20 protein-coding genes are annotated in these 17,336 nt (G+C 63.7%); 11 read left to right on the top strand and 9 right to left on the bottom strand.

What is annotated here, in order from left to right; genetic code table 11:
- Positions 1-296 precede the first annotated feature (296 nt).
- Together AABA86_RS10980 and AABA86_RS10975 are read right to left on the bottom strand one after the other, a co-directional pair.
- Positions 297-1,127: an alpha/beta fold hydrolase gene (locus tag AABA86_RS10980; protein ID WP_338306707.1), complete on the bottom strand. Its 831-nt coding sequence runs from the start codon at positions 1,125-1,127 to the stop codon at positions 297-299.
- Positions 1,128-1,280: 153 nt separating this feature from the next.
- On the bottom strand, positions 1,281-3,077 hold the full coding sequence (locus tag AABA86_RS10975) for a ShlB/FhaC/HecB family hemolysin secretion/activation protein (RefSeq protein WP_338306706.1): 1,797 nt from the start codon (positions 3,075-3,077) through the stop codon (positions 1,281-1,283).
- Between the two features lie 131 nt (positions 3,078-3,208).
- On the opposite strand from AABA86_RS10975, the gene AABA86_RS10970 reads away from it, so the two are divergent.
- A complete protein-coding gene (locus AABA86_RS10970; protein ID WP_338306705.1) occupies positions 3,209-4,441 on the top strand; it encodes a FecR family protein in 1,233 nt (410 codons plus the stop codon).
- A gap of 59 nt (positions 4,442-4,500) precedes the next feature.
- Entirely contained in the window at positions 4,501-7,242 is a 2,742-nt protein-coding gene (locus AABA86_RS10965) for an EAL domain-containing protein (protein WP_338306704.1), read from the top strand.
- Positions 7,243-7,256: 14 nt separating this feature from the next.
- On the opposite strand, the gene AABA86_RS10960 is transcribed toward AABA86_RS10965, so the two are convergent.
- Positions 7,257-7,517, bottom strand: a complete 261-nt coding sequence (locus tag AABA86_RS10960) for a hypothetical protein (protein ID WP_338306703.1) — start codon at positions 7,515-7,517, stop codon at positions 7,257-7,259.
- 261 nt (positions 7,518-7,778) lie between these two features.
- On the opposite strand from AABA86_RS10960, the gene rocF reads away from it, so the two are divergent.
- The 7 genes from rocF to AABA86_RS10925 all read left to right on the top strand — a co-directional run bounded on the left by rocF (position 7,779) and on the right by AABA86_RS10925 (position 12,538).
- On the top strand, positions 7,779-8,756 hold the full coding sequence (gene rocF, locus AABA86_RS10955) for an arginase (protein ID WP_212250267.1): 978 nt from the start codon (positions 7,779-7,781) through the stop codon (positions 8,754-8,756).
- 269 nt (positions 8,757-9,025) lie between these two features.
- The gene (locus tag AABA86_RS10950) at positions 9,026-9,430 is read left to right on the top strand and encodes an MAPEG family protein (protein ID WP_338306702.1); all 405 of its coding nucleotides are present in this window, start codon (positions 9,026-9,028) and stop codon (positions 9,428-9,430) included.
- Positions 9,431-9,750: 320 nt separating this feature from the next.
- Entirely contained in the window at positions 9,751-10,089 is a 339-nt protein-coding gene (locus AABA86_RS10945) for a hypothetical protein (RefSeq protein ID WP_212250265.1), read from the top strand.
- A gap of 126 nt (positions 10,090-10,215) precedes the next feature.
- Positions 10,216-10,560: a DUF1236 domain-containing protein gene (locus AABA86_RS10940; protein WP_018319180.1), complete on the top strand. Its 345-nt coding sequence runs from the start codon at positions 10,216-10,218 to the stop codon at positions 10,558-10,560.
- A 95-nt stretch (positions 10,561-10,655) separates the two neighbouring features.
- Entirely contained in the window at positions 10,656-11,078 is a 423-nt protein-coding gene (locus tag AABA86_RS10935; RefSeq protein ID WP_338306701.1) for a hypothetical protein, read from the top strand.
- Positions 11,079-11,475: 397 nt separating this feature from the next.
- The gene (locus tag AABA86_RS10930; protein WP_212250261.1) at positions 11,476-11,985 is read left to right on the top strand and encodes a PRC-barrel domain-containing protein; all 510 of its coding nucleotides are present in this window, start codon (positions 11,476-11,478) and stop codon (positions 11,983-11,985) included.
- Between the two features lie 268 nt (positions 11,986-12,253).
- Positions 12,254-12,538, top strand: a complete 285-nt coding sequence (locus AABA86_RS10925) for a hypothetical protein (RefSeq protein ID WP_212250259.1) — start codon at positions 12,254-12,256, stop codon at positions 12,536-12,538.
- Between the two features lie 12 nt (positions 12,539-12,550).
- Here AABA86_RS10925 and AABA86_RS10920 read toward each other — a convergent pair whose 3' ends face one another.
- The 4 genes from AABA86_RS10920 to AABA86_RS10905 form a co-directional block, all read right to left on the bottom strand.
- Positions 12,551-13,837 (bottom strand): NRAMP family divalent metal transporter, encoded by a 1,287-nt coding sequence (locus AABA86_RS10920; RefSeq protein ID WP_212250258.1) that lies wholly within the window; start codon positions 13,835-13,837, stop codon positions 12,551-12,553.
- A 265-nt stretch (positions 13,838-14,102) separates the two neighbouring features.
- A complete protein-coding gene (locus AABA86_RS10915) occupies positions 14,103-14,288 on the bottom strand; it encodes a hypothetical protein (RefSeq protein WP_338306700.1) in 186 nt (61 codons plus the stop codon).
- Positions 14,289-14,525: 237 nt separating this feature from the next.
- Positions 14,526-15,152, bottom strand: a complete 627-nt coding sequence (locus tag AABA86_RS10910; protein ID WP_212250256.1) for a hypothetical protein — start codon at positions 15,150-15,152, stop codon at positions 14,526-14,528.
- Positions 15,153-15,179: 27 nt separating this feature from the next.
- Positions 15,180-15,500 (bottom strand): hypothetical protein, encoded by a 321-nt coding sequence (locus tag AABA86_RS10905; protein ID WP_038947871.1) that lies wholly within the window; start codon positions 15,498-15,500, stop codon positions 15,180-15,182.
- Positions 15,501-15,677: 177 nt separating this feature from the next.
- Here AABA86_RS10905 and AABA86_RS10900 point away from each other — a divergent pair, with 177 nt between their 5' ends.
- Positions 15,678-15,878: a hypothetical protein gene (locus tag AABA86_RS10900; protein ID WP_338306699.1), complete on the top strand. Its 201-nt coding sequence runs from the start codon at positions 15,678-15,680 to the stop codon at positions 15,876-15,878.
- On the opposite strand, the gene AABA86_RS10895 is transcribed toward AABA86_RS10900, so the two are convergent.
- Both AABA86_RS10895 and AABA86_RS10890 read right to left on the bottom strand, forming a co-directional pair.
- A complete protein-coding gene (locus tag AABA86_RS10895) occupies positions 15,856-16,182 on the bottom strand; it encodes a nuclear transport factor 2 family protein (protein ID WP_338306698.1) in 327 nt (108 codons plus the stop codon). The genes AABA86_RS10900 and AABA86_RS10895 overlap by 23 nt on opposite strands.
- 231 nt (positions 16,183-16,413) lie before the next feature.
- Positions 16,414-16,608 carry a hypothetical protein gene (locus tag AABA86_RS10890; RefSeq protein WP_212250239.1) on the bottom strand — a complete coding sequence of 65 codons (195 nt, stop codon included), beginning with the start codon at positions 16,606-16,608 and terminating at the stop codon, positions 16,414-16,416.
- A 130-nt stretch (positions 16,609-16,738) separates the two neighbouring features.
- Between AABA86_RS10890 and AABA86_RS10885 the strand changes: the two genes are divergently transcribed.
- Positions 16,739-16,966: a hypothetical protein gene (locus AABA86_RS10885; protein ID WP_212250237.1), complete on the top strand. Its 228-nt coding sequence runs from the start codon at positions 16,739-16,741 to the stop codon at positions 16,964-16,966.
- The last annotated feature ends 370 nt before the right edge of the window (positions 16,967-17,336 follow it).

The following is a 17,336-nucleotide window of genomic DNA, read 5'->3' as shown; positions in this document are numbered from 1 at the left end:
TTCATGCGTTGATTGGCGGCCGCCATGCTTATCCGCAGCACGAACCCGGAAATTGCGAGAGATCGATGCGGGCGATGATCGACCGCAGCAGTTTGCGGACCGAACGATAGAGATGCCGTACGAAAGCCGGCATCCTCGCCGCGGGCAGGCCAAGATCTTTCGTAACGAGACTTCTCGTATCGAGACCCTTCGTATCAAGACTTTCGATATAGTGCGACACGTATCTCTCCGAGGCCATACGGTATTTCTATCCTTGCGCCTCGGGGCCGCCTTGATCTGCCGCAAAGCCCTCCCGGCTAATAGTCGCCCGGATTCATGATCATCGGGCTTTTCGTATCAGCCGGCGCGAGCGCGCTGCTGGCGCTGTCACGCAGGAAGCGGTCGAGCGTCTCCTGGATCTTCTCCTTGACCGAGTTGGGACCCCGATCGCTCATTTCCGTGTGCTGCGCGCCGGTGTGGACGATGTCGATACCGCGTGCCTTGGCCTCTTCCGGCGTCGGCAGCACGCCGGGATCAGTCACGAAATGCGGGTCCTTCGACCGGAACGACAGGATCTTCATGCCGTCGCTGACCACGAAGGGCACCCGCAGATTGTCCAGCGTGATCACCTTCGACACCAGCTCCGGGTGCTGATGGGCGACATACATGGAGACATCGCCGCCGTTGGAGTGGCCGACGAGGGTGATGTGGTCGTAATCGACGTTCTCCTGCTGCTTCTTCAGCTTGTCCAGCACGAATAGAATGTTGGCTTCGCAGCGGATGTAGACGTCACGCCGGCCGACATATTGCTGACCGACATGGGTCATCAACGGCGGATCGCTCGGCAGGTCCTGCTGGATGCTGGCAACCAGATAGCCGCGCGCGGCGAGCACGTTGGCGAGGAACGAATATTCGCTCGCCTTGACGGTGTTGCCGTTGCTGATGACGGCGAGCGGGAGTTTCCAGAGGCCGAGATTGGCCTTGGTCTCGTAGTCGCGCCGCACCGCCACCTCGACCGAGATCGGCCGCTGCCGCGCGGCGTCGTACAGGGCCAAAGTCTCGTGGCGGATCGCGAACCGGCTGACGACCAGATATTCCCCGACGCCGAGGACACAGAGAAACGCCAGGATTGCAAACACCCTCGTCATGGTCTCCTCTCAAATCACGTTTGGCTGAACATGGTCATTGGGAACTCCCGGATCGAGCGACCGTGAGCAGGTTACGGGATTAAATTTAGGCAAGTCTGTGAGCAAGGCCGCAAGAAGGGCCAATGCCAAGCCCACCGCGCGAACGACGGGGGGCTAGAGACAGCCGGATTTGCCGCGTTCGGGGCAGAGCCGGAACGCGCTCGACAGGGTGAACAGGAAGCGGGGGCTGCGGCGCTCGTTGTCCGGTGCCCGGTAGCTCAGAGGCACGGCCACGCCGAGATCGGCCTGGAGATCTTCTGGCAGGAAAAAGCGCACACCGGCTCCGGCCGATGTGAGCGACAGGCCGTCGCTCAGGCGGTGACCGTCGTTCCAGACTGCGCCGGCGTCGCCAAAGGCGTAGAGCTGATAGCCGGTCCAGTAGCGGAAATTGAGCTTCTGGTCGAAGCGCAGTTCGAGCGAGCCGGCAAGGCCGTTGTCGCCGCTGATCTCGGCTGCGCCATAGCCCCGGCCGAAGGCCGCGCCGCCGAGATAGAATTGCTGCGAGATGAACAGCGGCCGTGACGCCGTCTGGCTCGCCGCGGAGAGCTTGAGCGACCAGGCGTCGTTGAGCGTCTGGTAGCGCGTGAACCAGAGGTTCAGCACCGAGAAGTTCGAGGATGCGCCGTCGCGCGACAACAGGTCGTCCTCGAAATGCGAGGCGCCGAAGATGTCGAGGCCCTGGCGAAAGGTCAGCGTCGCAAGATTGGTGCCGCCGTAGCGATCCTGCAGCCGGTAGTCGGCGGTCAGGCTCGCGGTCCTGATATGGTCGTTGTACCAGGGACCGTAGAGGTCGTGCTCGGACACATTGCTGAAGGTCGTCGCCGCAGTCAGCGTGAGCGTGGAGGATTGAGATTGCAGCGGGACGATGCTGGCGCGCAGCTCGAACGCCTCGGTCGTGGTGATGTCGCTGTCGAGGCGGCGGGCATCGCCCGGCCGAACTGCGCTGTACAGGACGGAAGCGCCGAGGCGCACGCCGTCGACGCCGACGGGCGTGTCATAGGACAGCCGCGCAAAGCCGAGCTCGCGAGGATCGTTGGCAATCGTCGACAGGTTGACTGCCAGCGTGTCGCCAGGCGTGAGATAGGAGTTGAATGCGCCGGTGGCGTAGCTCTGCCACGGGCCAACGGAAGATGATCCGAGATTGTCCAGACCGAACGAGGAAAAGACGTGCCAGGTCTTCAAAACGACTGTGAGACGGAAGCGGCCGGTCGCACCACCGATCTCCTCAAGCGCGGTATCGGTGATCCGGACGCCCGGCCTGCCGTTGATGAGGAAGAGCTGACGTTCGAGCGTCGGGAGGCGCGACGGCTGCTCGGCCAGAACCGGCCCGAGCATCGGCCTCACGCCGAACTGCTCGGCGCCGTCGCCTTTCAGCTCGACCTGCACGATGGCGCCTTCGATCACCTGGATCCGTACCCGGCCGTCGGCAATGTCCTGCGGCGGCACGATGGCCCGGCTCAGATGGAACCCCTCGGCGCGGTAGAGATCGCTGATCGCGCCGGCGATCGCGGCGAGATCCGCCTGCGAGACGTGCTTGCCGAGATAGGGCTGATAGATCGCGGCGATCCGGTCTTGGGATAGCGCGTGTGCGCCGCTGACGTTGACGCCGCGCAGCACGAATTTCGGTTTGGTATCGCCGCCGGTGTTGGGCTGCCCGACGCTCGGAAGCCGGACCGGAGGCCGGCTCAGCGATTCCCGCTCGGTTTGGTTGTCAAAGTATTTCTCGGGCTGGCGCGGATCGAAACCCGGCTGGTTCGCCTGTTGTGCGAACACCTGGGAAATTCCCGCAAAGATCGGTACCAGCACTGCCAACGCGGTAATGAAATGCCGCTTCCCAACGCACGGCGCGAATCTTTCCCCGTAGTTTGACGGAGACTCTGCGATGGGGCGGTAAGGGTTCGTTATCCGCATGATTTTTCATAGTTTTTTATGGTCAATGATTGGTTAATGCTGCCACTCCACTCGCCGCTTCCCGCTAATCCTCTCTTGAGTGATTTCCGGATACCCCTCAGCTCCGGCTGTAACGCGGACTGAGGATCGTCATGCTCGGCAGAATTGGAATGCGGTGTGCCTTCGTGGTGGCGCTGACCCTTGGAACGGCTTCCGCTGCGTTCGCCGCAGAGGATGGCGTCTGGTCGGTCAGCAAGGCCACCGGTGAGGTGTGGGTCGCGACCGACGGCGCGCAGCAGGTGTCGCTGAGCCAGGAAGAGACGCTCAAGCCTGGCAATACCATCCGCACCGGACGCAATGGCCGGGTGCTGCTGGTCCGCGGCGAGGAAACCATTCTGATCTCTCCCAACTCCGTGGTCGGCTTGCCGGCCGAGAAGAAGGAGGGGCTCTCGACCACCATCATCCAGCAGGCGGGATCGATCCTGCTCGAGGTCGAGAAGCGCAACGTCAAGCATTTCGAGGTCGAGACGCCCTATCTCGCCGCCGTGGTCAAGGGAACGCAGTTCAGCGTCACGGTGGGAGCCGATAGCACCAAGGTCGGCGTGCTCCGCGGCCAGGTCGAAGTCTCCGACTTCAAGACGGGACAGGTCGCCCAGGTCATGCCGGGACAAGCGGCCACCGTCTTTGAGCACGGCAAGCCTGGTCTCAGCTTGAGCGGTGCGGGGACGTTCAATCCGATCGAGCATGGCAAGCCGCGCGCCTCGACGATCGAGCGTGTCCCCGTCCCGAAATCGGGCCTGTCGGCGCCGCGCAATGCCGCGAGCGGCCATGCGATCCATGCGCTCGGTCCGATCGACAAGGGGCCCAAGGCGGCTGGCGTGCCGAAGCCATCGCATCAGGTGGCTGGAGGTCATGTTTCCAAGGCCGGCGCCGTGCGCATCTCGAGCTCGCTCGGCGAGGTCAAGCTGAATGTCCACAAGGTCACGAATGGGCTCGCCCACGGCGCGGTTGCTCCCGGACAGGTGCGCAACGCGAACGCCCACGCCGGCACCGCGACGGTCTGGAGTGACGGCAAGACCAATACGCCGGAATCCAACAGCTCGGTCCAGACTGCGGCCACGACGAGCGGTGCAGCTGCCGGCAGCAGCGCGCCGGCTGCGAATGCGGCGATCGCGGCAGCGGCAGCCGGTGCATCCAGCGACAGCCCCGGCGCCAATAACGGAAACTCCGGCGGCAATGGCAATTCCGGCAACGGTAACAACGGAAATAGCGGGAACAACGGCAACGGCAACCATGGTGCCACCGGCAACGGCAGGGGCAACAACGGCAATGGGAATGGCGGCGGCAACGGCCATGGCAATGCCTACGGCCACAACAGGCGCTGAGGCGGTTTCCTAGGGGATGAGGGGGCGCATCCGTTGAAGCGGGTGTGCGGGAGGATCGGGTGAAACGTTATCGGCCGCATATTCTCGTCGTGATCGCGCTTGCGATCGTGCTGTCCACGGGATGGCATGGTGCGCTTCGCAACGCGCTCACTGATCTGCGGTTCAGCTGGCAATCGCGTGCGGCCAGCGGCAATGTCGTCGTGGTGGCCATCGACGCACCGTCTATCGATCAGATCGGGGTGTGGCCGTGGCCGCGCCGGCTGCACGCGGAGCTGTTGCGCAGGCTCGAGGCGGCGGGAGCGGGGGACATCGCCTTCGACGTCGATTTCAGCACGCCGTCCGATCCGGCTTCCGACGAGGCCTTCGTCCAGGCCCTCCGCGATGTCGGCGGCTCGACGATCCTGCCGTCCTTCAAGCAGCCGACGCCGAATGGTGGCGCGGCGCACATCAATCGCCCGCTGAAGGGTTTCAGCAACCAGTCGTGGCCGGCCGTCGTCAACGTCGCGGTCGAATCCGACGGACTCGTTCGCCGCTATCCGTTCGGCGAGAAGCTCGGCGATGCCTTGACGCCGTCGATGGCCGTCGTGCTGGCCGGGCAGGACGCCAACCGGCGGCGGCCCTTCCTGATCGACTTCAGCATTCGTGCCACCTCCATTCCGAGCGTCTCCTATGTCGACGCGCTGCGCGGCGATGCCGCGACTCTCGACAAGGTGAGAGGCAAGAAGATCATCGTCGGCGCCACGGCGCTCGAGCTCGGTGACCGGTTCAGCGTTCCCAACGGCAGGCTCGTCTCGGGGCCGGTCCTCCAGGCGCTGGCCGCAGAATCGATCCTCCAGAGCCGGATGCTGAGCTGGACATCCGATATCGGCATGATCCTGGGTCTGGGCGTGATCTGCCTGCTGATGATGTTTTCGTGGCGCCGCTTCGCACCGGGAATTCGCGTCGCTGTCCTGATCGCCTCCGGAGCTGCCATCGAGCTGGTCGCGGCCCTCGTGCAGGCAAGATGGCCCTTCGTCATCGACACATCGCTATTCCACATCGCGATCGTCGCCTATCTGACCGCGATTGCGCTGGACGAGATCGATTTCCGTAGTCTCCTGGGACGCATCGCCGAGAGTCGCTTTCACCGCATCGCGATGTCGCTTGGCGACGGTCTCGTGTGCACCGACGAGGATCACCGGATCACGGTCTGGAATCCCGGCGCGAGCGCGATCTTCGGCTACGCGCCGGCCGAGATGATCGGCCGTCCGTTCGAAATGCTATGCGCGGTGCCGATGGACGGCGATGCAAGGCCGTCCATGCATGACGCCGCGCGCCAAGCGCTGCTGGTCCCGGGCGGGGCGGTCGTCGTTGAGTTCGAGGGCCGGCGCAAGAATGGCGAAACCTTCGCCGTCGAGGCGAGCTTCTCGGGCTGGCAGGGAACGGACGGATTTCAGTACGGCGCGATCCTGCGCGACATCTCGGTCCGCAAGCGCGAAGCCGAACGCGTCAAATATCTTGCCGAACACGACGCGCTGACCGGTCTTGCCAATCGCAACACGCTGCATGCCGGACTGGCCGGCATGATTGCGAATGCAGGGCGACGGCCTCGCGAAGTCGCGTTGCTCGTCATCGGGCTCGACGGCTTCCAGGGCATCAACGACACGCTGGGGCATTCGGCGGGAGATCTGGTGCTGCAGGCGGTCGCCATTCGCCTGGAGGGGCAGGCCGGAGATCGGGCGATCGTCGCCCGGCTCGGCGGAGACGAATTCGCCATTGTGCGCGAAGCCGCAGATGGCGGTGAGCCGATCGTGAAGTTCGCAGAGCGGATCGCGCGTGCATTCGAAACGCCGCTCGCGACGGGCACGCGCCAGCATCGCGTCAGGATCAGCATCGGCGTCGCGGTCCATGGCGAAGGCGGACAGGGCGCCGACGAACTTCTCAGCAATGCTCATCTGGCGTTGAGCAAGGCAAAAATGACGCGGCGCGGCAGCCATGTGATCTTCGAGGCTGCGATCAGGCAGGAGCTGGAGAACCGGCTGACGCTCGAGAGCGAGTTGGCGCTTGCGGCGGATCGCGGCGAGTTCGAACTGTTCTACCAGCCCCAGGTTCGTCTGATCGACGGCAGCCTTGTCGGGGCCGAAGCGCTCATCCGTTGGCGGCATCCGGTGCGCGGCTATGTCTCGCCCGGAGAGTTCATGCCGGTGGTCAACACCTCGGCACTGTCAGAGCGGATCGCGAACTGGGTGATGGAGACCGCCTGCCGTCAGGCGCGCGACTGGGAACTGTCCGGCAACGGCGTGCGCGTCGCGATCAACCTGTCGCCTTCGCAGCTTCACTCCGGCGATCTCGCGCATTCGGTTGCGGCGTTGCTCGAAGCGACGGGGCTTACCCCGTCACTGCTCGAAATCGAGGTGACCGAAGACATCCTGATCCACGACGAGCGCCGCGTGCTCGACATGTTCAAGCGAATTCAGGAGCTCGGGGTGCGCGTCCTGTTCGACGATTTCGGCACCGGTTATGCGAGCCTCAGCTATCTGAAGAAGTTTCCGCTCGACGGACTCAAGATCGACCGCTCGTTCGTGCTCGATCTGCTCGCCGATTCCGACGATGCCGCGATCGTCGGCTCGACCATCGGCCTCAGCAAGCAGCTCGGCCTCACGGTCGTGGCCGAAGGCATCGAGAACCGCGCGACTGCCGACTTCCTGGTCAGCATGGGATGCGCGGAAGGGCAGGGCTATTTCTTCGGCCGCCCGATGCCGGCCGAGGCATTCGAGAAGCAATTCCTGGCGGCCGAGCTCGACGCGGTCAGCGCTGCCTGAGCAGGGCTCCGTCTCTATCGCCGCCGCGCGACCGCGACGCCAAAGAGGAACGCGACGAACAGGCTGGCCAGCGGTGCTTCGCGCGTGATCGCCGCGACGGTAGCAAGAGTCCCGCCGGGCCTGCGCGATTCCTCGATCGTCGAGGTCAGGCGGTTGACCGCCGAGTGCAGGCCTCCGGCGACTTCACCCACCGTGCGGGAGACGTCCGCCGCGGTATCGATGGCACGTTCGGCCATGCCGGGTTGCGAGGTGGATTGCGGTATCTCCGTGCTCAAGTGCGCGACCTCCAGACCTGACGATGGGCCGGCACCTTTGGCTATCCGCGCGAGCGCTCGTTCTGAACAGCGGGTCTTGATGACCTTTGGCTATCCGCGACAGGCGCCGTGGTTTACGGCGGGTGCCGGCCTTGGATGGGCAATTCAGCGCGCGGGATTTTGTTCCGGACGATACGACGTCCACGGCGGACCTTCCCCGGGAAACGACGGGTGCGAATCTCTGTTAGGCTGGCGGTGGCTTGCTGATGTCAGGAGACAGCCGTGACCGATCGGACCGTGACGGATCGAGGCCGGCGCATCGCCTTGCTCGGCGCTCCCATCGACATGGGGGCTTCGCAGCGCGGCACCTTGATGGGCCCCGCGGCGCTGCGCACCGCAGGCCTTGCGACACTGCTCGAAAGCCTGGATTTCGAGGTCGTCGACTACGGCGATCTTTCCGTGGCCGAAGTCGGGGACCTCACCGACAGGCCGCCGGAAAGGGCCAATCACTACCGCGAGATCCAGCGCTGGACGCGCGTTCTGAGCCGACGAGGCCATGAGATCGCGAAAACCGGCGCGCTGCCGATCTTTCTCGGCGGCGATCACACGCTGTCCATGGGTTCGGTCAATGCCATGGCGCGTCATTGGCAGGAGCGTGGACGCGAGCTGTTCGTGCTCTGGCTCGATGCCCATGCCGACTACAACACACCGCAGACGACGCTCACTGCGAACATGCACGGCATGTCGGCCGCGTTCCTGTGTGGCGAGCCCGGCCTCGATGGCCTGCTCGGCGACGATCCGCGCACTTCGATCACCCCTGACAGGCTCGATTTGTTCGGCGCGCGCTCAATCGACAAGCTCGAGAAGGAATTGATGCGCGCGCGCCGGATCAGGGTCGTCGACATGCGCCAGATCGACGAGTTCGGCGTCGCCGTCTTGATCCGGCGCGTCATCGAGCGGGTCAAGGCGAGCAACGGCGTGCTGCATGTCAGCTTCGACGTCGACTTCCTCGATCCCTGCGTGGCGCCGGGCGTCGGCACCACGGTGCCGGGCGGAGCGACCTATCGCGAGGCGCACCTGATCATGGAGCTGTTGCATGATTCCGGCGTGGTGGGATCGGTCGACATCGTCGAGCTCAATCCGTTCCTGGACGAGCGCGGCCGGACCGCGCGCGCGGCGGTCGAGCTGATCGGCAGCCTGTTCGGCCAGCAGATCACCGACCGACCGACGCCGAGCAACGCGATCGCTCCGGGCGAGTGATGCAATCGACCGAGCGGATCACGAGCTTGCGAGTCGGCCGTTCTGATTGGCGTGTATTGATCCGGAGCGGGCGGCGCGCCTTTCGAAACCAATGTTATGTCGCCCCTTGGCCCGTAGCGGGCCATAGTCGAATCCGCCGCGGCGTCTGCTTCCCAAAGGTGACCCGAACCACATCGGACAAGTTGCCAAGAGCAGCCTTTGACCCAGAGCGGAGATCACTGCTTTCAGCTAATGTAAAAGAGAGGGAAGAATGACCTGGGAGGGGAAAAGTGTCCAATACCGGCTACGCGCTGACAGGTTTCATCTCGTGGGCGCTCTTGCTGCTGGTGCTCATGGAAAGCATCCGAGCTTATCTTGTGGTGACGGGTGATGTGGCAGCCAATGGCTTCACGCCGGACAATTCCGGACTGTCGCCGTTTATGCAGCGCCTCGCCCGTGCTCATGCCAACTGCGTCGAAGGTCTGCCGATCTTTGGCGGTCTATTGGCGATTGCGATCATGACATCAAGAACAGCGATTACGGATCCCTTGGCGCCTTGGTTTCTTGCCGCACGAATCGTGCAGTCGATTATCCATCTCCTTTCGAGCGGTCCTATCGCGGTCAGTCTGCGCTTCACGGCTTTCGCAGTCCAGATGGCGATAGGCGTCTATTGGTCGTGGAAGATGTTGGCCTAAAGGCTAGGGCACAAGCTGATATTTGGGCGGTTATGGCACCTAGCTGACCTCCCAACGCCTTCCGGCATAGGTCGCTTCTTCTCGCGCAACCGTACGAACGAGCCGCGAACCCGACTCCTCGCGCGATTAGATCGGGCAGGAACATTCCCACGTTTGCCAAGTTTTCTGGTGCCCTTCCCAAAGGGTGACACGCATGGCCCCAGCTCCCAATCGCCCCCCGAGCTGGGGCCTTTTTCCATCGCGACCGGCTGGTGACCCGGCCGGAACTTTGCCGACATAACACCGTTCCCGATGCGCGGGCGCGAACGTAGGCGGACACCATGAAATGGATGCTTGTGGTCCTCGTGGGTGGCGTCGCCCCCGTCAATACCGATCTCGTATTCGACAAGTTCAGTGACTGCCTGTCCGCCGAAGCGCAAATGCGACAGCACTACTCCGATGCGTTCGATGCCTGGGACCGTGTGGCCGCAGCAAGAATCGACCGGCGTAGCGACTACAGGAAGGCCCGCGATCTCGAGGCGAAAAGACTGCTGAGCAACGTGGGCACCTGTGTGCCACACGGCGGGGGAGATTCTGTTGCGCCGGCGGAGCAGCCCAAGCCGCCCGCCGCACCTTCGCAGCAACCCGCTGCGCCGCCGCAGCCAACGCCGCGACCTTAGCGAACGCCGCGCGGGCCCTTCGGCCAAATTCGGTCCTGCAAGATCGGGAAAAAGTGGCAAAATCTTGGAACCTTGTCATCGGTCCCTGGGTTCTCGCAAGCCGCATCCTGCGGTGAGGAGATACCCATGAAGAAGCTGATGCTGACGTGCGCGGCTGCTGCGCTGATCTCGACCGGCGCGCTGGCGCAGTCGACCGTCGTCACCACCACCGGCACCGGCCATGCCGCCGCCGTGCAGATCGAGCCGGAATACCGCACAAAGATTCGTACCTACGTGACCGAACACAAGGTGCGCCCGGTGCAGACCCGAGAGAAAATCGTGGTCGGCCAGCCGGTGCCGCGCGAGGTCGAGCTCGAGGCCGTGCCCGCCGATTGGGGCCCCTCGCTCACCAGGTACCGTTACGTCTACTCGGGCGAACGCGTGATGCTGGTCGATCCGTCGACGCGCACGGTCGTCCAAGAGATCGACTAAGTCCCGGGCGGCGGGTCGCTGAGCAGGCGGCCCGCCTCCCGCAACCACGGCCCCGCCCAATACCTTCCCCTTATTCTTGTTTGCGAGCGGCTGTCATGCCGATCATTCGATACTTCGTCTTCGTCGGCGGGGTCCTGCTGGCCTTGCTGTTCGTCGCCGACCGGTACTTGCCGGCTCCGGGCGAGCCTGCAGCGACGGCAGATCCTGACAGAACCATCATCCGGATCGCATCGGCAAGGAAGCTACCGGAGAAGATCGTATTCGATACGCGGCCGCGCGCCGATATGCCTGAGATCGCGCAGGCCGATCCGATTCCTGAAGAACCGCGGCAGCAAGTGCGTGAAGCCATGGCCGCCATGCCTGCAGCACCGTTCGACCAGATTAAGAAAGAACCGCCCGCCCGCATCTCCGCAGAGGCCCGTCCGCAGCCGAAGCGCTCGGCCAAATCATCGAAAAGGGCAGCCGAGCGACGGCTTGCCCTCGAGCGGCATGACCCGTTGTCCGGCGGATGGTGGTGAGCGGAAAAGTTCGCAAGCGATGTAAAGGAAAAGGCCGCGCCGTTCGGAGCGCGGTCTTTTTTGCAGATAGGAAGAGCGCGAAAGCGATGCCGAAGAACTCGCCAGCTTCGGGATAGCCTACCTGCACCGGCTTCCCAAGGACGAATGTTGACGGACATAAAGACGCTCGTTGCCCGCGTGGCCCGCGGAAGCACTAGGCCGAGTTGGACGCTGCTGGCGATTTCCTTTCTCGTCTCGGCGGTCATCGTGATCGCCTTGCGCATCATGTTCGGGAGCTAGATCGGCCCGCCGGGCTTGCGGCTCCGTTCACTGAGTGCCAAACCGGGAACAAGTGGAATATCCAGGCGTTGGCGGCCAGGCATCCATCTGGATGCTGACTCACTGGAGGAGACGATCGATGAAGACCATTTTTGCCGCAACTCTGATCACCACCACTCTGATCAGCGGCGCTGCGTTGGCACAATCCACCCCGCCCGCTGATCGAGCGGCTCCTGCTGCTACCGCACAGCCGGCCGATAAGATGATGCTCAAGGACAATTGGCGCGCCTCGAAGCTCATGGGCCTGAACGTCTATAACGAAGCCAACGAGAAGCTCGGCGACATCAACGAACTGCTCGTCGACAAGAGCGGCAAGATCAACGCGGTGGTGATCGGCATCGGCGGCTTCCTGGGAATGGGCGAGCACGATATCGCCGTCTCGATGGACAAGCTGAAGTTCGTGGAAGAGCCTGTGCGGACCAGCTCGACCAGCACTTCGACCACGTCGCGTGAGACGACGACCGGCGCGGCTTCGACCAACGCCACGAGCCGCAATACCAACGATTGGGTCCCCGATCACGCCGTCATGAGCGGAAACAAGGAGCAGTTGAAGGCGCTCCCGCAGTTCAAATATTCGGACTACAACTGACAGGACGAAACGTTATCGAGATCGAGGGCCTCCATTTGGAGGCCCTTTTCATTTGGCCCACACCGGAGCCGCTTGCAGCGGCGCTTCACACTCAGCCACGTGTATTGAAGCTATTCACTCGGTTCGGCAATGCGGTGCCGGGCCGCGTCGATTTCCCGACCGCAGGATCGTGGCCTCTGCCGGCTGGAACCGCCCGTCCCGAAGGAGGCGGGGAACCGGGAGGGGCGCCATTGAATTAACCTGCATGAGGACAACAGCGGATCTTTCGATGACAAATACTCGTTTCGCGAGCTCCATCTCGGCCGCCCTCCGCCATCCCGGTGTGATCGCGCTGATCGTGGCTGGCGTAACGATTGCGGCAATGCTGATTGTCGATCACGGCCCCTGGAGCCGCGCCAAGACCCAGCCTGCCCATATAGCCATGTATGCGACCACGGGAGAGGCGGCGCGGGCGGCTGGTGCCGCGGTACTCCCGACCACACCGAAATCGCCGATCGAGCCGTCGCGGCCAGGACCCAAGACGTCGCCGACCGTCAACCCCGTGACGCCGTAGCTTAGTCCCGCTTCAAGCAATCACCGACGAGCCGAGCAGAGCGAGCACGGCCAGCGCCATCAGCGCGGTGCCGAGCCAGCCCAGCGCGATCAGCCATGACCGGGCCCTGAAGCGGCCCATGATGGCGCGGCTCGAGACGATCAGCATCATCATCGCCATGATGGGCACGGCGACGATGCCGTTGAGCACCGCGCTCCACACCAGCATGTGGATGGAGTCGATGCCCGTGAAGCCGAGGCCGAAGCCGATGATGGTTGCCGCGGCGATGATGGTGTAGAAGCCGGCGGCCTCGTCGGGCTTGGCCTCCAGCGTGGCACGCCAGCCGAAGATCTCCGCGACGCCGTAGGCGGCCGAGCCCGCCAGCACCGGGATCGCGAGCAGGCCCGTGCCGATGATGCCGATCGCGAACAGCGCGAAGGTGAAATCCCCAGCCAGCGGCCGCAGCGCTTCGGCCGCCTCCGTCGCCGAATTGATCCTGGTGACGCCGTTGGCGTGCAGGACCGATGCGGTGGTGAGAATGATGAAGAAAGCGATGCCGTTGGACAGCAGCATGCCGGAGATGGTGTCGGCCCGGATGCGCGCGAGCTCCGGACTGCCGCCGCGCTTGAGCTCGCGAAGCGGCTTGTCGCGCTTGCCCTGATTCATCTCCTCGACCTCCTGCGAGGCCTGCCAGAAGAACAGATAGGGGCTGATGGTAGTGCCTAGCACGGCGACGACCATCAGAAAATAATCGCCGGTGACGTTCGCCTCGGGCCACACCGCGGCGAGCAGCGCCGTGCTCCACGGGATCTTGACGGTGAAGGCGGTCGCGACATAGGCGAACAGCGCCAAGGTGAGGAATTTCAGCACCGGCGAATAGCGGCGATAGGGCAGGAACACCTGGAGCAGGGTCGAGCCCGCCGCGAAGATCAGCGCGTGCTCGTGGTTGAGGCCGCCAATGACGAGCGAGAGCGCCTCGGCCATCGCGGCGATGTCGGCGGCGATGTTGAACGTGTTGGCGGCAACGAGCATGGCGACGAGGCTCAGCACCGCCCAGCGCGGCGCGATCCGCATGACGTTGGCGGCAAGTCCCTTGCCCGTGACCCGGCCGATCTGCGCGCTGACGAGCTGGATGGCGATCATGAACGGCGTGGTCAGAAACACCGTCCACAGCAGCCCGTAGCCGAATTGCGCGCCCGCTTGCGAATAGGTGGCGATGCCGGAGGGATCGTCGTCGGCGGCTCCGGTGACGAGGCCCGGCCCCAGCCTTTGCAGCAGCGTCGGCGCGGATTTCGTCGGCGTGAGAGCGCTGTCGCTCATGAACGGGACCTCGTCGAGGCAGGGTGGTTTCATAGCAAATGCCAATCAGAGAACGAAAGTTCCTGGCCGCGCGAACGATCTACAACTTCGGTTAAACCTAAAGCGACTTGACTGTCGGGCAAAACAGGTGTAGATTGCCATCACCGCAAGAATTCTCGCAGCCCCAAATTCTCGCAGCCCGACATCTCCCAGCGCAAGTCAGTCCGCGAGGCTGCTCGCGCCGCGGCAGGACTTTGAACGTCGGGGATGAAGGAAGTCCGCCGCGCTACTTGACGCTGACGAACATGCCCCAGGCGGCGGCCAGCGCCGCGCCGGAAAAGACGATCAGCGGGTTATCGCAGAATGCGCCGCCATAGCTGCACATGGTGACGCCGAACGAGCCGATCTCGTGATGGCCCGCGGAGTAGAACAGTCCCGACAGCACCAGCAATGCAGCGGCGACGTAATACATGGCAATCTCTCCGACCCTTTCCCGATTGCATTCGCGCAAGCCCATGTCCCAGCATGGCGCGAAGAGATTGCATTTCGCCAAATCCGCTTTGCTGCATTTGAGATAAAGTTTGATCTGTCTGGCAAAGCATCGGCAGGGTGGAGCATCGGGACGTGGTGGCGCTGCGCTGATGGCGTTTTCTCCCATCAAAAAAGGCCCCGCGTCGCGGGGCCTTTGTCGTGGCGGGTGTGGGATGGCCTATCGCCGCGTGCCCACGCCGTAGAGTTCGCGCTCGCGGCCGATGTCCTCCGGAGACAATGGCGGGCTTGCGGCATCGAAGTCGCTCCAGCCGGTTTTCTGCCAGGCCATGCTGCGATCCTGCAGGTTCACGGACTTCTCGTGGAGAAGCGCATCGAGGCGCGCGCGGTCCTGGTCGGGCACCCTCGCGGTCACCAGCGTGCCGCCGCGGCGAACGCCCTCGGCATAGCGCGAGGCATCCTCCTTGGAGACGCCGGCCTGAGTCAGGGCGCCGACGATGCCGCCGGTGGCCGCGCCGGCAGCCGCGCCGACGGCGGTCGAGGCGAGCCAGCCTGCCGCAACGACCGGTCCGAGGCCGGGAATCGCCAGCAGGCCGAGGCCCGCGAGCAGGCCCGCCGCGCCGCCGAGGCCGGCGCCGATGCCGGCTCCGGTCCCGGCGCCTTCAGCGCGATCGTCGACGCCGTCGCGATCGCGGTCCACCTTACCGGACCGCGAGCCGTACCAATTGTCCGAATTGTTGGCGACGATGCTGATATCGGAATGCGCTACGCCGGCGCCTTCGAGCCGGGTCACGGCGCGTTCGGCATCGGAGTAATTGTCGTAAAGACGTGAGATGGTGACGGTCATTGTGAGGGTCTCCTGGCGATTTGCTTGTTACTTGGTGGGGTTCACGTTGCCCTGGAAGTCCAGGCTGACGTCGGTTTTGGTGCCGGCCTTGTCGGCCTTGCCGCGCCAGACGCCCTCGTTGTCCTTTTGCAGGCCGGAGACGTTGGAATATCCCGCTTCTTCGATCTTCGATTTTGCCTGTCCCTCGGTGAAGCTGTTGCGGCCAGCGACCGGCTTGTTCGAGTTGTTCTGGTCCGAGCTGTTGACGGCGTTGTTGCCCGGCCCGCTCTGGGCGGGCTGTGACTGCGCGCCAGCGGGCACCGCTCCGAGCAGCAACATGGTCGTGGCAAGTAGAGTGAGACGTCGCATTTTTTTGTCCTCCAGCAAGTGAATGTGCCGGCGACAACAAGTGAGATTCGAATTGGTTGCTTACGTTTGAAGATGCAGAGTGCCGCAGCCTGTGTCGCGCGAAACGCGCGGGTGCATCGAACCAGTTTAGGAACGTCTGCCAGTTTATTCCGTTTATGCGCGCCCTGCGGATGGCTGTTGAAGAAATGGACGGCGCAAGACCACGAGCGATTGAAGGCCTTGGCCGATGCGGGCCGGCGGCCTGACGAGATTGCAAGCGAGCTCAATCGAAGCGAAGCGGCGGTGAGAGTGCGTGCCTGGCAGCACGGCATCGCCCTGCGGCTTGTCATTCAGAAGCGCAAGCCCGTGAAAACCGCTAGTTCGAAGGCCCGCATGTGAGCGAGGCGATCTTCCCGGATGCGTCGAAGGTCAGGATCGCACTCACAACGCCGCCTTGCGCCACATAGGAGATGACCGTGCCCTCCGCCGACGGCTGGAGGTTGTCGAGGCTGGAGGCCGGGTGATTTCTGAGGCGGTCGATCCAATAAGCGCGCAAGCCTTGGCTGCCTGAGATCGTCTTCATGCCGCCGCAGCCGCAGCGGACCACCGCCTCGTCGGCGTACATCTTCAAAATGGTCTCGATATCGCCGGCGCGGTAGGCATCAAGCCAGTCGACCGCAGCGGCCATCGGGTCAAAGGACATCGTCCTACCTACCTGCCGTTTCGTCGGCCGAAGGTTTAGGGACGGGGGTGTGAATGCGGGGTGAAGGTCGTCACCGAAAGTGCGTGTTCCAGCCAGGAAACCGCAATCGTCGCGCAGGGAACCTCGTTCTCCTCGTGTCAAAGCGCAGCAAGACGGTAGAGCACCGCGTTGGTCGCCAGCTCGTCGCGCGCGCCGAACAGCGGCACGCGCAGTCACTGGAAGGCGGCCGCGTCACTTCGACGATTGTGCGTCGGCTTGCGTCCTGGCCGGCTCCCAAGGTGCGGGAAGGATGACGCGGATCGGACGAGCCTCAGCGGAGCCTTGACCGGCAGGCCGGGCTTGATCGCCGGCAGGCTCGGCCAGAGCCACGGACAGCAGTGCCATCAGCATCGCCAGCGAAGTCGTCACAAGTCTCATGTCCAGCATCGAGGCCTCCGGTTTGCGCGCCAACGCAAGCCGGTGGCAGTTGGTTCGGGCCTTACCGGGAACAAGTGGCAATTTGTGATGTTGGTCAAATCCAGGCCCGGATAGAAGGGCGCTGCTGGAGGAGGATCTAATGAACGTCAAGACCATCATTGCCGCTGTCGTGCTGACGTCGGTTGCGGCTCCTGCATTCGCGCAGTCGTTCTACGTGGTGCAGGACGTCAAGACCAAGAAGTGCACGATCACGGAGGCGAAGCCGACGAGCACGGAAACGACGGTCGTCAGCGGTGACACCGTGTACAAGACCAGAACTGAAGCCGAGGCCGGCATGAAGACCGTCAAGGTCTGCACGTCGAACTGAGGAGATTGGCGATGCCTGTACTTTTGCTTTGGGCCGTCCCGGCCGTGATCGTTATCGGTGGCGGCGTTTATCTGATTGGCCACATGCACTGAGAACGGATGCCGAGGGTGCCCAGCGCACCCACAGCCTCACCCTGCGGATGAGGTTGCGTGAGCGTCAAGCAAAAGCCCGCGTGGAGCGATCCGCGCGGGCTGTTCTATATGAACCGCATTGGGAGAATTTCGAAGGCCGGGAATGTCTCGACCGGCGAGCGGTACGTTCACCTGCTGAAGTCCCCGAGGCGCGTCCAAAGTGGTACCTCGCTCACTTGCCGCGCGGATGAACTCCGTGGTGGCCATGTTCAATTGTGTACACAAGCAGGCGGCGCCCC

Source organism: Bradyrhizobium sp. TM233, from assembly GCF_036247965.1.
Classification (GTDB): Bacteria; Pseudomonadota; Alphaproteobacteria; order Rhizobiales; family Xanthobacteraceae; genus Bradyrhizobium; species Bradyrhizobium ottawaense.
The sequence above is the reverse complement of the archived record's forward strand: the minus strand, read 5'-3'. Positions and strand labels throughout refer to the sequence as shown.